General features: G+C 67.6%; 14 protein-coding genes. 8 read left to right on the top strand and 6 right to left on the bottom strand.

What is annotated here, in order from left to right; translation table 11 throughout:
- Positions 1–12: 12 nt before the first annotated feature.
- Genes EYF70_RS28400 through pabB form a run of 3 tightly spaced genes read left to right on the top strand, consistent with a single transcriptional unit; the run spans position 13 to position 3,240 of the window.
- Positions 13–783 (top strand): pyrimidine 5'-nucleotidase, encoded by a 771-nt coding sequence (locus EYF70_RS28400; protein ID WP_131148363.1) that lies wholly within the window; start codon positions 13–15, stop codon positions 781–783.
- A complete protein-coding gene (gene slmA / locus EYF70_RS28405) occupies positions 783–1,379 on the top strand; it encodes a nucleoid occlusion factor SlmA (protein ID WP_131148364.1) in 597 nt (198 codons plus the stop codon). The genes EYF70_RS28400 and slmA overlap by 1 nt, the downstream gene beginning before the upstream one ends.
- Positions 1,380–1,383: 4 nt before the next feature.
- The gene (gene pabB / locus EYF70_RS28410; protein ID WP_229420605.1) at positions 1,384–3,240 is read left to right on the top strand and encodes an aminodeoxychorismate synthase component I; all 1,857 of its coding nucleotides are present in this window, start codon (positions 1,384–1,386) and stop codon (positions 3,238–3,240) included.
- Between the two features lie 60 nt (positions 3,241–3,300).
- Here pabB and EYF70_RS28415 read toward each other — a convergent pair whose 3' ends face one another.
- Both EYF70_RS28415 and ftrA read right to left on the bottom strand, forming a co-directional pair.
- Positions 3,301–3,660 (bottom strand): DUF1428 domain-containing protein, encoded by a 360-nt coding sequence (locus EYF70_RS28415; RefSeq protein WP_131148365.1) that lies wholly within the window; start codon positions 3,658–3,660, stop codon positions 3,301–3,303.
- Positions 3,661–3,722: 62 nt separating this feature from the next.
- Positions 3,723–4,703, bottom strand: a complete 981-nt coding sequence (ftrA, locus tag EYF70_RS28420) for a transcriptional regulator FtrA (protein ID WP_131148366.1) — start codon at positions 4,701–4,703, stop codon at positions 3,723–3,725.
- A gap of 102 nt (positions 4,704–4,805) precedes the next feature.
- Between ftrA and EYF70_RS28425 the strand changes: the two genes are divergently transcribed.
- Positions 4,806–5,198, top strand: coding sequence for a rhodanese-like domain-containing protein (locus EYF70_RS28425; protein WP_131148367.1), 393 nt, complete (start codon positions 4,806–4,808; stop codon positions 5,196–5,198).
- Here the strand turns inward: EYF70_RS28425 and EYF70_RS28430 are convergent, their stop codons facing one another.
- Complete coding sequence (locus tag EYF70_RS28430) at positions 5,199–5,822, bottom strand: glutathione peroxidase (RefSeq protein WP_131148368.1); 624 nt, start codon at positions 5,820–5,822, stop codon at positions 5,199–5,201. It abuts the gene before it with no gap.
- Between the two features lie 117 nt (positions 5,823–5,939).
- Between EYF70_RS28430 and EYF70_RS28435 the strand changes: the two genes are divergently transcribed.
- The 3 genes from EYF70_RS28435 (at position 5,940) to EYF70_RS28445 (ending at position 8,049) form a co-directional block, all read left to right on the top strand.
- Entirely contained in the window at positions 5,940–7,037 is a 1,098-nt protein-coding gene (locus EYF70_RS28435; protein WP_131148369.1) for an extracellular catalytic domain type 2 short-chain-length polyhydroxyalkanoate depolymerase, read from the top strand.
- A 220-nt stretch (positions 7,038–7,257) separates the two neighbouring features.
- Positions 7,258–7,626 (top strand): DUF4148 domain-containing protein, encoded by a 369-nt coding sequence (locus tag EYF70_RS28440; RefSeq protein WP_131148370.1) that lies wholly within the window; start codon positions 7,258–7,260, stop codon positions 7,624–7,626.
- Between the two features lie 72 nt (positions 7,627–7,698).
- Positions 7,699–8,049, top strand: a complete 351-nt coding sequence (locus tag EYF70_RS28445; protein WP_131148371.1) for a DUF4148 domain-containing protein — start codon at positions 7,699–7,701, stop codon at positions 8,047–8,049.
- A gap of 60 nt (positions 8,050–8,109) precedes the next feature.
- On the opposite strand, the gene EYF70_RS28450 is transcribed toward EYF70_RS28445, so the two are convergent.
- The gene (locus tag EYF70_RS28450; protein WP_218943737.1) at positions 8,110–8,544 is read right to left on the bottom strand and encodes a cupin domain-containing protein; all 435 of its coding nucleotides are present in this window, start codon (positions 8,542–8,544) and stop codon (positions 8,110–8,112) included.
- A gap of 131 nt (positions 8,545–8,675) precedes the next feature.
- Between EYF70_RS28450 and EYF70_RS28455 the strand changes: the two genes are divergently transcribed.
- The gene (locus tag EYF70_RS28455; RefSeq protein WP_131148372.1) at positions 8,676–9,320 is read left to right on the top strand and encodes a response regulator transcription factor; all 645 of its coding nucleotides are present in this window, start codon (positions 8,676–8,678) and stop codon (positions 9,318–9,320) included.
- 25 nt (positions 9,321–9,345) lie between these two features.
- On the opposite strand, the gene EYF70_RS28460 is transcribed toward EYF70_RS28455, so the two are convergent.
- Positions 9,346–10,311 carry an alpha/beta fold hydrolase gene (locus EYF70_RS28460; protein WP_174800436.1) on the bottom strand — a complete coding sequence of 322 codons (966 nt, stop codon included), beginning with the start codon at positions 10,309–10,311 and terminating at the stop codon, positions 9,346–9,348.
- A 202-nt stretch (positions 10,312–10,513) separates the two neighbouring features.
- Entirely contained in the window at positions 10,514–13,522 is a 3,009-nt protein-coding gene (locus tag EYF70_RS28465) for a sensor histidine kinase (protein WP_131148373.1), read from the bottom strand.
- Positions 13,523–13,549: the final 27 nt, after the last annotated feature.

Here is a 13,549-nt window from a genome sequence, read left to right on the forward strand (position 1 = left end):
ATCTGGCGTCGCATGGCTACCTTTGCAGTTCCGAGAGACGTGAATATTAAACCTTTGGCCCCGGTCTGGCTGTTCGACCTCGACAACACGCTGCACAACGCGTCGCACGCCATCTTCCCGGCGATCATGGCGAACATGAACACGTACATCGCCCGCGTGCTGGGCGACGGCACCACGCCGGCGCACATCGATGCCGTCAACGCCGCGCGCACGCTGTACTGGAAGCGCTACGGCGCCACCCTGCTGGGATTGGTGAAGCACCATGGCGTCGACGCCGACCATTTTCTCGCCGAAACGCACGGCATGGACGACCTGCTGTCGATGATCCGCCATGAAAAAGGCCTCGGCCAGGTGCTCCGGCGCCTGCCCGGCCGCAAGGTGCTGCTGACCAACGCGCCGCACCGCTATTCGACGATGGTGCTGCGCCACCTCGGCATCCAGCGCCACTTCTCGCACCACATCGCGATCGAATCGATGCGCGTGCACGGCCAGTTGCGGCCCAAGCCGTCGAAGCTGTTGCTGCGCAAGGTGATGCGCCGCCAGCAGGTCGCCGCGCGCCGCTGCATCCTCGTCGAGGACACGCTGGCCAACCTGCGCACCGCGCACGCGCTGGGCATGCGCACCGCATGGGTCACGCAATACCTGAAGGTGGGCGACCCGATCGGCACGGCCCATCCGCCCAAGCGCCTCACCCGCCCCGGCTGGGTCGACGTCAAAGTAAAATCCGTCAAACACCTGCCGGCACGGCTGTCCCGCCTGCGCCGCAATACCGTGATCGAATAATGGCAACCCAACCGTCCGGCCAGCGCAAGCTGCAAATCCTCCAGGCCCTTGCCGCGATGCTCGAGCATCCCAAGGGCGAGAAGATCACCACGGCCGCGCTGGCGCGCCGGCTCGAGGTGTCCGAGGCGGCGCTGTACCGCCATTTCGCCAGCAAGGCGCAGATGTTCGAAGGGCTGATCGACTTCATCGAGACCTCGGTGTTCGGCCTGATCAACCAGATCACCGAGCGCCAGCATGACGGCCTGGCGCAGGCCTGCGACATCCTCGCCATGCTGCTGCACTTCGCCGCCAACAATCCGGGCATGACACGCGTGCTGATCGGCGACGCGCTGGTCGGCGAGGACGAGCGGCTGCAGCAGCGCATGAACGGCTTCTACGACCGCGTGGAACTGGCATTGAAGGGAGCCTTGCGGCAGGCCGCGGCCGATGCCGCCGCGGCGCCCGGCCCTGGCGGCGACCAGGAACGCGACATCGCCGCCCACGCGAGCCTGATGGTGGCCTTCGTGGTGGGCCGCTGGCACCGCTATGCGAAGAGCGGCTTCGCGCTGTCCCCGGCGCAGGACGCGAACGCGCAGATCGCGCTGCTGCTGCGCTGAAGCGATGCGCGACGCCATGCACCCGGAATGCTTCGCCCTGCTCGATGACGCCGCGGCCGGCGGCCATTCGCGCCTGCTGACGGACCATGCGCGCACGCTGCGCTGCGCCACGTTCGATGCCTGGCCGGCACTGCTGCGCGACATGGAAGCGGCGCTCGCCGAGGGACTGTACGCGGTGGCGCTGTGCAGCTATGAACTTGGTCACCATATCGCCGGCATCCCGCCGCGCGAAGCGGGCGTGCCGCTGGCGCAGGTACTGCTGTTCCGCCGCTGCGAGCACCTGGACGGCGAGGCGGTGGCGCGCTGGCTGGCCGGGCGCGAAAACGCTTGCGGGGCTGGCGGCGGCGTTGCCGGCCTGGCCGGCATCCACGCCAACGTCACCGAAGCGGCATTCACGGCCGCGATCGCCCGCATCCGCGATTACATCGCCGCCGGCGACACCTACCAGGTCAACTACACGTACCGCCTGCGCTTCGATGCGTTCGGCGCGCCCTGCGCACTGTACCAGCGCCTGCGGGCGCGCCAGCCGGTGCCCTATGGCGCCCTGGTGCTGGCGGACGACGGCACGGCGGTGCTGTCGCTGTCGCCGGAACTGTTCGTGCGGCGCGCGGGCGATACGCTCACCGCGCAGCCGATGAAGGGCACCGCGCCGGCGGCACTGCCGGGCCAGGCCGACGACATCGATGCCGACAACGCGCGGCGCGCCGCCGCCCTGGCCGCGGACCCGAAGAACCGCGCGGAAAACCTGATGATCGTCGACCTGCTGCGCAACGACATCGGCCGGGTGGCCGTTACCGGAACCGTCAAGGTGCCGGCGCTGTTCGAGGTGCGGCGCTACAGCAACGTGTTGCAGATGACCTCCACCGTGCACGCACAGGTACGCCCGGATGCGACGCTGGCGGACCTGTTCACGGCCCTGTATCCCTGCGGTTCGATCACCGGCGCGCCGAAGCGGAGAACGATGGAGATCATCGCCGAACTGGAACCCGAGCCGCGCGGCCTGTACACGGGCGCGATCGGCTGGTTCGATCCGCCGCGGCCCGGCGCGCAGGGGGATTTCTGCCTGAACGTGCCGATCCGCACGCTGACCCTGCAGCCGGCAGTGGACGGCGTGCGGCGCGGCGAGATGGGCGTGGGCGCCGGCATCGTGTATGACAGCGTGGCGGCGGACGAATACGCGGAGTGCCAGTTGAAGGCGCGCTTTCTCACCGGCCTGTCGAACGATTTCGAGCTGTTTGAAACCATGTACGCCACGCGCGAAGGCGGCGCGCGGCATGTCGAACGCCACCTGGCGCGGCTGGCGCGCTCGGCCCGCTATTTCGGCTTCGGTTGGGATGAGGCGGCTGCCAGGGCCTATATCGCGATCGGCTGCGAAGCGTTGCCGCCTGGCGCCGAGTGCCGCCTGCGGCTGGCATTGAACGCGGCAGGCGGCTTCGCGGTGCAGAGCGGAGTTTTGGCGCCCGTGCAGCAGCCGGTGCGCGTGCTGCTGGCCGATGCGCCGACCACCTCGGACGACCTGTTCCTGCGCCACAAGACGACGCTGCGCGCCGGCTACGATGCGGCATGGAAGGCGGCCGAAGCCCACGGTGCGTTCGACCAGCTGCACTTCAACGAACGGGGCGAACTCACCGAAGGGGGCCGCAGCAATGTGTTCGTGCGCATCGATGGCCGCTGGCTGACACCGCCGCTGGCCAGCGGCCTGCTGCCGGGCGTGATGCGCGCCGTGGTGCTGGAAGCATGGGGCGCCACCGAAGCGGTCATCACGCGCGACGCCCTGGCGCAGGCCGAGGATATCGTGGTCTGCAACGCGCTGCGGGGTGCGCTGCGCGCGGAAGTGGTGACCGGCGCAGCGTCAGTGTGAAGAGGGATGTAACCCGAAGCGGATGTAACGCGAAGCTGGCGAAACCGCGGACCGGCGGAACTACAGGCTGACGAAAGTGTTGAAGCCGCCCCAGAACATGCGCTTGCCGTCGAACGGCATCGATTCGGGCGTCATCGTATCCTTCAGGCGCGGATCATTCATCACCTTCTCGTTGATCACGTCGCGCTCTTCGCGCGAGTTGTAGACGATCCATGAAAAGAACACGGTTTCATCCTCCTTCAGCTGCACGGCCTGAGGGAAGGACGTGACCTCTCCCGCCTTCACGTCGTCGGCAATACACTCGTGGAACTCCAGCGCGCCGTGCTCGCGCCACACGGCGCCGGCCGTTTCGGCCATCGCGCGATACGCTTCGATCTTGTCTTTCGGGACGGGGACGACGAAACCATCGACATAGGGCATGGTGGACTCCTTTGTGAAAGTACAGGTTCGCGGAGCGCGGCCGGCGGCCGCGCCCATGCAGCTTAGTCGACGGATGTGCCTGCAACAAGGAATGCTTTTCGGTAAGCGCCGGGCGAGGTCGCGGCCAGCCGCCGGAAGTGGTGCCGCAGGGTTTCCTCGGAGCCGAAGCCGGCCCGCTCGGCCACCTGCGCGAGCGGCAGCGGCGATTCCAGCAGCTCCTTGGCGATGGCCACCCGTTCGCGCGTCAGCCATTCGACCGGTCCCATGCCGGTAGCATCCCGGAATTGGCGCTGCAGCGTGCGCGCGCTCATCGCCGCCCGTTCCGCCATCGTGGCCACCGTGTGCGCCTGCGCGGGATGCCGCCGCAGCCACTCCATCAGTTTTGCCAGGCGGCCCGCTTCGTCGACGGGCATCGGCCGGGGCACGAACTGCGCCTGCCCACCCTCGCGATGCGGCGCCACCACGAGCCGCTGGGCCACCATGTTGCCGACCCGTGCGCCGTAGTCGCGGCGCACCAGGTGCAGCAGCATGTCCAGCCCGGCGGCGGAGCCGGCGGACGTGATCACCTGCCCGTTGTCGATGTACAGCGCATCGGCTTCGACCGCGATCGCCGGATGGCGCTGCGCCAGCCGTTCGGCATAGCGCCAGTGCGTGGTGGCGCGCTGGCCATCGAGCACGCCGGCCGCGGCCAGCACGAACACGCCGGAACAGATCGAGCACAGGCGCGCGCCGCGGGCGTGGGCGGCGCGCAGGGCCGCCACCAGCGCCGGCGGCGGCGCTTCATCGGCGTTGCGCCAGCCGGGAATGACGATGGTGTCGGCCTTCTTCAGCAGGCCGGGCGCGTAGCGGGCCTGCACGGTGATGCCGCCGGCCGCGCGGATCGGCCCCCGCTCCACCGCGCAGACCTGGAAGTCGTACCAGTCCACGCCCAGCTCGGGGCGCTCGAGCGCGAACAGTTCGACCGTGCAGCCGAATTCAAAGGTGCACAGGCCATCATAGGCCAGCGCGACGACCAGGTGGGGTTTGGTGGCGGGCGATGTCATGGCGCGATCTTAACGCAGATTGGCATCCGCGCCACTGCGCCGCATGGGCCGGCAGCCCGACAATGAAGCCTCGATGTCAACCAACCAGCAAGGAGAATAAACATGTCGATCGTGACCGAAGTTCCCGCCGCCCCCGCCGACGCGGCACTGGCCCATTTCGAAGCTTCGCTGAGCTTTGAAACGGATTCCTGGGACGTGCACAGCGTGCTGGGCACGCCGCAGCAGGATTTCGTGGTGCTGGACGTGCGCGGTACCGAAAAATACGCCAAGGGTCACCTGCCGGGCGCCGTCGATCTCGCGCACCGCAAGATCATCGGTTCGAAGCTGGCCGAGTACCCGGCCGATACGCTGTTCGTGACGTATTGCGCCGGCCCGCACTGCAACGGCGCCGCCCGTGCCGCCATCCGGCTGGCGAGACTGGGGCGGCCCGTGAAGGTCATGCCGGGCGGAGTGACCGGGTGGCTGGACGAGGGGTTCGAGCTCGTCCGCGATTGATCAGGAAGCCAGCGCCTTCTCGATCGCTCCCACCAGGGCCTTGTCCTGCGGCGTCACCTTGCTCGGGAAGTTCTCGATCACCTTGCCGTCGCGCCCGATCAGGTACTTGTGGAAGTTCCAGCCGGGCGCCTTGCCGGTGGCCTTGATCAGGTCGGCGTACAGCGGGTTCGCCGCATTGCCGGACACCACGGTCTTGGCGAACATCGGGAACTTGACGCCGTAGGTGTTGAAGCACAGGTCGGCGATTTCCTTGGCCGTACCCGGTTCCTGCTTGCCGAAGTCGTTCGACGGGAAGCCCAGTACCACCAGGCCCTTGCCGGCGTATTTCGCATGCAGGGCCTCGAGGCCTTCATACTGCTTCGTGTAGCCGCAGTAGCTGGCGGTGTTCACGACGAGCACCACCTTGCCGGCATACTGGCACAGGTCCTGCGATGCTTCGTCCTGCAAGCGCTTGAACGAGCGGTGCAGGATGGCCGGGCAACTGGCGGGGCGGGCCGCCGCCGGAGCGGTTGCCGGACCGGCTGCCGGCGTGCCCGCACTGGAGGCGGCGGGTTGCTGCGCGAACGCGGAGGCGGCCAGCAAGCCAAACGCGGACGTGGCCGCGAACCTGAACAGAGTATTCATGTCGAATCCGACGAGTGGTGGTAAAAAGCCATTGTATGCCGGCTGGACTGCGCCGTGCCGGCTTCCAGAACATCAGGGACCATGAGTGCGGCACGCGTGCCGGTCAGGAGCGGTTCAATGAAGCGTGTTTCATCCTTCCGTCATCTCTGCGCGCTTGCTTCCCTGGCGGCGACGCTGCTGTCGTCGCTGCTGTTGTCGCTGCTATCGGCTTCGCTCGCCCAGGCCGCGGCGCCCGCCGTGCCGCTGCCCGCCATGAAGACCGGCCAGTTGTCCGTATCCGGCCTGTCGTCCGGCGGCTACATGGCGGTGCAGTTCGCCGTCGCCTATTCGGCCAGCGTGACGGGCGCCGGCATCATCGCCGCGGGCCCTTACTCGTGCTCGCGCGGCAACCTGAGCATGGCAACCATGCGCTGCAGCTGCACCAGCGGCACCCCCTGGTGCGGCGTCGCGCCGGGCGGCACCAATGTGCCGGAACTGATCCGGCTGACCGGCAGCTACGCCGCACGCGGCCGGATCGACCCCACGTCCAACCTGGCCAGGCACCGGGTCTGGCTGTTTTCCGGCCTGGCCGACAGCGTCGTGCCGATGGCCGTCATGAACGACTTGCAGGCGTACTACCGGCATTACCTCCCGCCGGAAAACATCCGCTACCGCAAGGATGTGCGGGCCCAGCACGCGATGCCGACCGAAAGCTTCGGCAACCGCTGCGACCAGCTCGGCGCTCCCTACATCAGCGATTGCGATGTCGACGGTGCCGGCGAGCTGCTGCAATGGATCTATGGCACGCTGACCCCGAAGGCGGGCCATGGCGCCGCCGGCCGGCTGGTCGAGTTCGACCAGGCTGAATTCCTGGCCGACCCGGCCGCCCATGGCATGGCGGCCACTGGCTGGCTGTACGTGCCGCCCGGCTGCGAGCGCGATGGCGCCGGCTGCAGGCTGCACGTGGCCTTCCATGGCTGCAAGCAGACGTCGGCACTCGTCAAGGAAGCATGGGTCCGGCATGCCGGCTATAACCCATGGGCCGACGCGAACCGCATCGTGATGCTGTACCCGCAGGCCGCGCCGCTCCGGTTCAGGAACCCGAACGCGTGCTGGGACTGGTTCAACTACGACGACCCGGATTTCGCCGTGAAATCCGGGCGGCAGATGCGGGCGGTCAAGCGGATGACCGAGCGGCTGATGACGGCGGATCGGCATGCCGGTGGGCAGAATTGACAACCCGCGGGCACCTGCCTCGGCCAGGCGTTCATCCGTATTTCAACCAGGCTCCCTCGGCAAATAACTTTTGTATAAAAATCGCTTGCTATTGCATAGCGCACGATTTATTATCCTTCCATCGCAACACGGAATCAGCAGCAAACCACGTAATTAGTAGCAAACTACTTAATAGCCAGCTACTTACTTACCTTGAACCCACCTGCCAAGGAGCCCTACCATGAAAACCATCGCTATCGTCCTCTCCGCCGCCGCCCTGTTCGCTTCGGTGAATGCCTCGGCTACCACCCAGCTGACCCGGGCGCAAGTCATCGCCGACTACTCGGCCGCGGTGGCATCCGGCAATCGCCCGGTCGTTGACGACTCGTACGCCGGTTCGTATGCCGATGCCGTCTCGACGAAGACCCGGGAAGAAGTGCGCGCCGAACTGCACATCGCCCAGCAACGCGGTGAGATCCTGGCGGGCGAGCAGTATCCGTTCGTTGCCTCCGATGCGGCCGGAACCGGCAAGACCCGCGCCGAAGTCGCGGCAGAGCTGGCCGCCGATCGCCGGGCGAACCCCGAGATGGCGCTGGAAGGCCGCTTCTGATCCCAGTCGTCACCAATAAGTAGTACGCTATTTAATCGCTTAAAATAACCGATCTCGTTCAAGGATACCGCCATGAAAACCCTCGCCATCGCCCTCTCCGCCGCCACCCTCTTCGCTTCCGCGCAGGTCTCGGCCCAGCAACCCGGTGACGTGCCCCGCATCCACGTGAGCGCCGCCAGCACGGGCAACCTGTTTGCTTCCGGTGAACTGTATTCGGGCACCCACTTCGAGACCGAGTCAAGCAAGACGCGCGACCAGGTCCGTGGCGAACTGCGCATCGCCCAGGAGCGCGGCGAACTGGTGGCAGGCGAGCAGTACCCATTCGTCGCGGAGGCCGCGCCGGGCCAAGGCAAGACCCGCGCCGAAGTGCAGGCGGAACTGGCCGCCTTCCGGCTGGCCAATCCCGAGCCCTACTACAACTGATCCCCGCAGGCCACCGCGCAGGTACTGTCCGCGCGTACCGCGTCACGGTGGCCAGGACGCTTACTTGTCGAGAATGACGATCGGCTTGTTCTTCTCCACCAGGTAGGTGGCCAGTTCCGCCGTGATGGCCGGCCCCACGTTCTTCGCGGAGTGCACGGCGCCGGCTGGAATGTACAGCGACTCGCCTGCCTGCAGCGTGATGGTCTTCCCTTCCAGTTCGTACTGGATCGTTCCGCTCAGGACATAGGCGATTTCCACGCCCGGGTGGGAATGCTTGGGAAACGACGCGCCCGGGGCAAAGTCGACCCGCACCTGGATCGCCTCCCGCTTGCCGTCGAAATCGCGCCGCACCGTCTCGGTCCGGGCGATGCCCTTGGCATCGAACTTGGGCGTGGCGGCTGCCGCCGGCGTCTGTGCGAACGCGGCGGACAGCGCCTGCGCGGCGAAAAACGCCACCGTCATGGCGGCTTTGGCATGGTGTCTGGATAATTTCATGATGTGCTTTCTCCGTGTGGGTGAAAAATCTGCATGCGGGGCTGTGGGCTGGCCGCCCGATGCCGTGAATTGCTTGGTGAAATGAAGCTGTATTACACTGTCGACCTCCTCGCCCTGCCCATGGAGCCCCCTTGCGAACTACCGAACCGAGCCAAGCGGCGCCGATCCGCGTCCTCGTCGTCGACGATCATCCGATCGTGCGCGCCGGGCTGGTCGACACGATCGGCAGCCAGCCGGATCTCGCCGTGGTCGGCGAGCTGGAGGATGGCGCCGAGGTGCTGGCGTCCTACGCAGCCATGCGGCCGCATGTCACGATCATGGACATCGCGATGCCCGTCATGGATGGCATCCAGGCGCTGGAAGCGTTGCGCGGGCAGCATGGCAATGCCCGGGTGATCATGCTGACGACGCTGGGCGGCGATCACCACCTGCGCCGCGCGATGGAACTGGGTGCCTGCGGCATCCTGATGAAGAGCAGCGTTCGCCAGGACTTGCTCGCCGCCATACGCGCGGTGCACGCGGGGAACCGCTGGATACCGCCCGACGTGGCCTGCACGCTGGTCGAGCACCTGGGCCAGCCGCACCTGAGCGAGCGCGAAGTGGCGGTACTGCGCAGCGCCGCGAGCGGCAATGCCAACAAGCAGATCGGCGTGAAGCTGGGCATCGCGGAAGATACCGTCAAGACCCACATGCGCACCATCCTGGCGAAACTGGGCGCCAGCGACCGCACCCATGCGGTCGCGATCGCCATCAAGCGCGGCATCATTTCCCTCTAGCCGCGCGTTTGCTTCACGTTCCGCTTCAACCCTTGAGGAAGGCCAGCAGGTCGCTGTTGACCTGGTCCTTGTGGGTGTCCGTCAAGCCATGCGGCGCGCCCGGATAGACCAGCAGTTTGGCGTGCTTGACGATCGCGGCGGCCGCGCGGCCGGAGGAATCGATCGGCACGATCTGGTCGTCGTCGCCGTGGATGATCAGCGTGGGCTTGTCGAACTTGCGCAGGTCGGCGCGGAAATCCGTTTCCGAAAATGCCTTGATCGAGTCATAGGTATTCTTGTGCCCGGCCATCATGCCCTGCATCCACCAGCCATCGACCAGGCCCTGCGACACCTTCGCGCCGGGGCGGTTGAAGCCGAAGAACGGACCGGCGGCGATATCCTTGTAGAGCTGGGAACGGTTGGCGACCGATCCGGCGCGGATGCCGTCGAAGACTTCGAGCGGCAGGCCGCCCGGGTTGTCGGCGGTCTTCAGCATCAGCGGCGGCACGGCCGACACCAGTACCAGCCCGGCCGTGCGCTTCGTGCCATGGCGGCCGACATACCGCGCCACCTCGCCGCCGCCCGTGGAAAAGCCGACCAGCACGGCATTCTTCAGGTCGAGCGTCTCGATCAGGTGGGCCAGGTCGTCCGCGTAGTGGTCCATGTCGTTGCCGTCCCAGGGCTGGCTGGAGCGGCCGTGCCCGCGGCGATCGTGGGCGATGCAGCGGTAGCCGTGGTTCGCCAGGAAGAACATCTGCGATTCCCAGCTGTCGGCATTCAGCGGCCAGCCATGGGAAAACACCACAGGCTGGCCGGTTTTCGGGCCCCAGTCCTTGTAGTACAGCGATACCCCGTCGCGCGTGGTGAGCATGCCGCCATCGCGACGCGGCGCAACCGCGGGCGCCGCGGACGCATTCAGGGTGACACCGGCTGCCGCGGCGCCGGCCGCCGCCGTGGCTGCGCTCATCAGGACGTTGCGGCGCAGCGGGTTCGGGTTGGTATGGTTGGTCATGCTGGTCTCTCGTGGTTAATAGCTGCATAGATTCGCTGCATCGATTCGCGGCATCGAATGGCTGACATCGAATGGCTTCCATCGAATGGTTTCCATCGAATGGCTGAAATCGTTTTCATGCCTGCACAGCTTAGCGCCGTTTCCGGCGCCTGTATTCGCCACGAAGAGCGCGCCATCACTAGCTCTTTCGAGCGGCTGGCGCCTACGTCACCCGGGCGGATGCCCGGCTGCGCGGGCGCAACCGGTTGAACAGGGCGGCCGAACGGCGCCCCGGATATGCGAGCTCGGCCGAGATCTCCAGGTGCACCGACGTGCCCTTGCCCGGCGCGGAGTCCAGCCGCCAGGCGGCGCCGATCGCCGCCGCCCGCTCGCGCATGCCGACGATGCCGAAGTGCCGCGGCCGGCCCGGGCCCGCCGACAGTGCCGGCGCCATGCCGCAGCCATCGTCGCGCACCAGCACCACCAGCCGGTCCGCGCGGTAGTCCATGATGAATTCCACCAGGCTGGCGCGGGCATGGCGCGATGCATTGAACAGCGCTTCGCGAACGATCGCATGCACTTCCGAGCGCACCTTCGGGCACACCGGCCGCGGCTTGCCATGGATGCTGGCGGCAAAGCGTTCCTGCAGCAGCACGCGGCCGTACTGCGTCAGCGCCTGGCCCAGTTCGGCGGGTGCGCTGTCCGCACGCAAGTCCGTGATGCATTCGCGCCCTTCGGTCATCAGCGCATCGGCCAGGTCCAGCGTCTGTTCCAGCTTGCCGCGCTCTTCGGAACCGACCGGCAGGCGGCGCGCCTGCTGGTCGAACAGCATGATCAGGCCCTGCACGCTTTGCAGCAAGGTGTCGTGCAAGCCCCGCGCGATCCGCTCCCGCTCGGCGAGCCGCTCGTGCATCAGGTCCACCATCCGCGCGGTCAGGCGGCGCACGCGCAACAGGTACAGCCCGCCCAGCAGCGCCACCGCCAGCAGCGCCATCAGGACGGCGAACAGCGTGGTTTCCACGAACCGGGGCAGGAACACCAGCCGCAGCGTGGCGCCCTTGTCGTTCCACACGCCGTCTTCGTTGGCGGCCACGACCTGGAAACGGTAGGTGCCGGGGCGCAGGTTGGTATAGATCGCTTCACGGCGCGCGCCCGCTTCCTGCCAGCGCTCGTCCACGCCTTCGAGCCGGTAGCGGAAGCGGGCCCGCTCGGGAACGGCCAGGCTGAGCGCCGTGTACCGGACCTGCAGGTCGCGGCTGCCCGCCGGCAGGCGCAAGCCATCGCTGGGCGGATAGGCGATGTCGCCGGAACGCACCGACAGCAGCTGCACCGGCGGGGCGAGGCCGTTGCGGGGGATGCGGGCGGGATCGATGGTGGCGACTTCGCTGGCGGTGGCGAACCACAGCCGGCCATCGGTACTGCGCGCCAGCGATGGCAATGGCCGCAGTTGTTCGGCGCTGCCCACCAGGCCGTCCAGCGCGTCGAAACGCTCATAGGGCAACGGCCGCTCCGGTGCCCGCACCAGCTGCTCGACATCGGCGGCGGCGATGCGGCTGATGCCGTCGGAGCCGTGCAGCCACAAGTCGCCATCCGGCGTGCGGACGAGGCCCGAGATGCCCCGCAACGGCTGTCCGCCAGCCGGGTTCACGCCATGCCAGCGCTGGCCGTCATACCAGGCCAGGCCATTTTGCCCGCCCGCCCAGATCCGCGTGCCGTCCACCAGCAGCGCCTGGACGTTGCCCAGGTTCAGGCCAGCGGACCCGTCGAACACTTGCACCTTGCCGCGATCGATCATGGCGATCCTGTTGCGCAGGTAGGCCGCCCAGATACGGCCCGCGTCATCGCATGCCAGCGCCAGCGCCAGCCCATCCGGCAATCCCGGCAGGCCGCCGTTCCTGTGCCACACGCCATCCCTGACCTGGAACAGGCCCACGCGCGCCATCGACATCCACATATGCCCCTGGCGATCGCTCACCATGGCCTGGGTGTCGTGACCGTTCACCTCCGCCGGATGCGGCAGCCTTGCCAGCGTGCCCGCCGCGGTCCGGCGCCAGCGTGCCTCGTGATTGGCAAACCACAGCGCGCCGTCGGGCGCGCGGTAGGCCGCGCTCAGTTCCATGCGGCCGAGCGTGGTGCCGGCACCGTCGACGTCATAGTGGCGCAGCGGCTTGCGGCTGTCGCCGATGATGACACCGCCACGGTCATCGGCGATCACGCCGGGGCGGTCGAACGCCGTATCGACGGGGACCGTGCGCAGGCGAGTGCGCCGCAAACGGTCCAGGCCAGCCGAGGTGCCCACCCACATATTGCCCTCGCGGTCCTCGAAGGCCGACTGGATCAGCGGGCCGCTCAGGCCATTCGCGCGCGTCAGCTGCTGCGGCCGGGCCGCGGGGCCGACATACGGCGCCCTGCGGCGCTCCAGCGCATCCACCTTCAGGATCCACATATTGCCGTCGCGGTCGAACAGCGCACCGTTGCCGCCCAGTTCCGCGCGCGGCGGCGGATTGCCGGGCGGCGCTGCCGCCAGCACGCGATAGTGCTTGTCGATGCCGTCCGAGCCCCAGATCGTGCCGTCCGGCGCCTCGGCGATCGCCATCATGTCGATATGCGGCCAGGCCCGCCGGTAGCGCGCGGCGCCCGGGTCCCGGTAGTAGATCCCGCCCTGGACCGATACCCACTGGCGGCCGTCGCGGCCATACAGCACCTGGCGCGTGCGTGTCACCGGCAAGCCTTCGGCAGTGCCGATACGCCGGAAGCGCGCTGCGCCCGGCGCCAGGTATCCCAGGCCGGTACTGGTGGCGGCCCACACGCCGCCATCGGGCGCTTCCGTCATCGTCATCACGGAGCCGGGCGGCAACCCGTCGGCCTCCTTGAACAGACGCATGCGCCCCGCGGAGAACACGCTGATACCGCCGAAGCGGTCGCCGACCCATAACCGGCCGTCGCGCGTGACCAGCAATCCCAGCGTGTTGGTCGAGTGCAGCCGGTGGCCCTGCACGCTGTCCATCCGTTCGAAGTCCAGGCCGTCGAAGCGGAACAGGCCATGGGGCGAACTGACCCAGAGCCAGCCGTCCGGTGTCTGGGCAAACTGCACGACGTCGGCGGGCGCACCGCGCTGGCCATGCCACGCGGTATGCGCGTACTCGGTCAGGAGGTGCGAACTGGACCGGGCCGCCATGGGAAGGGCCAGGACGACGAGGAGCAGCCCGAGGCGGGCGTGGAATGGCGGCATATTCACGATGGCAAGACAATGCGCTAG

This window comes from Pseudoduganella albidiflava (assembly GCF_004322755.1).
GTDB lineage: Bacteria > Pseudomonadota > Gammaproteobacteria > Burkholderiales > Burkholderiaceae_D > Rugamonas > Rugamonas albidiflava.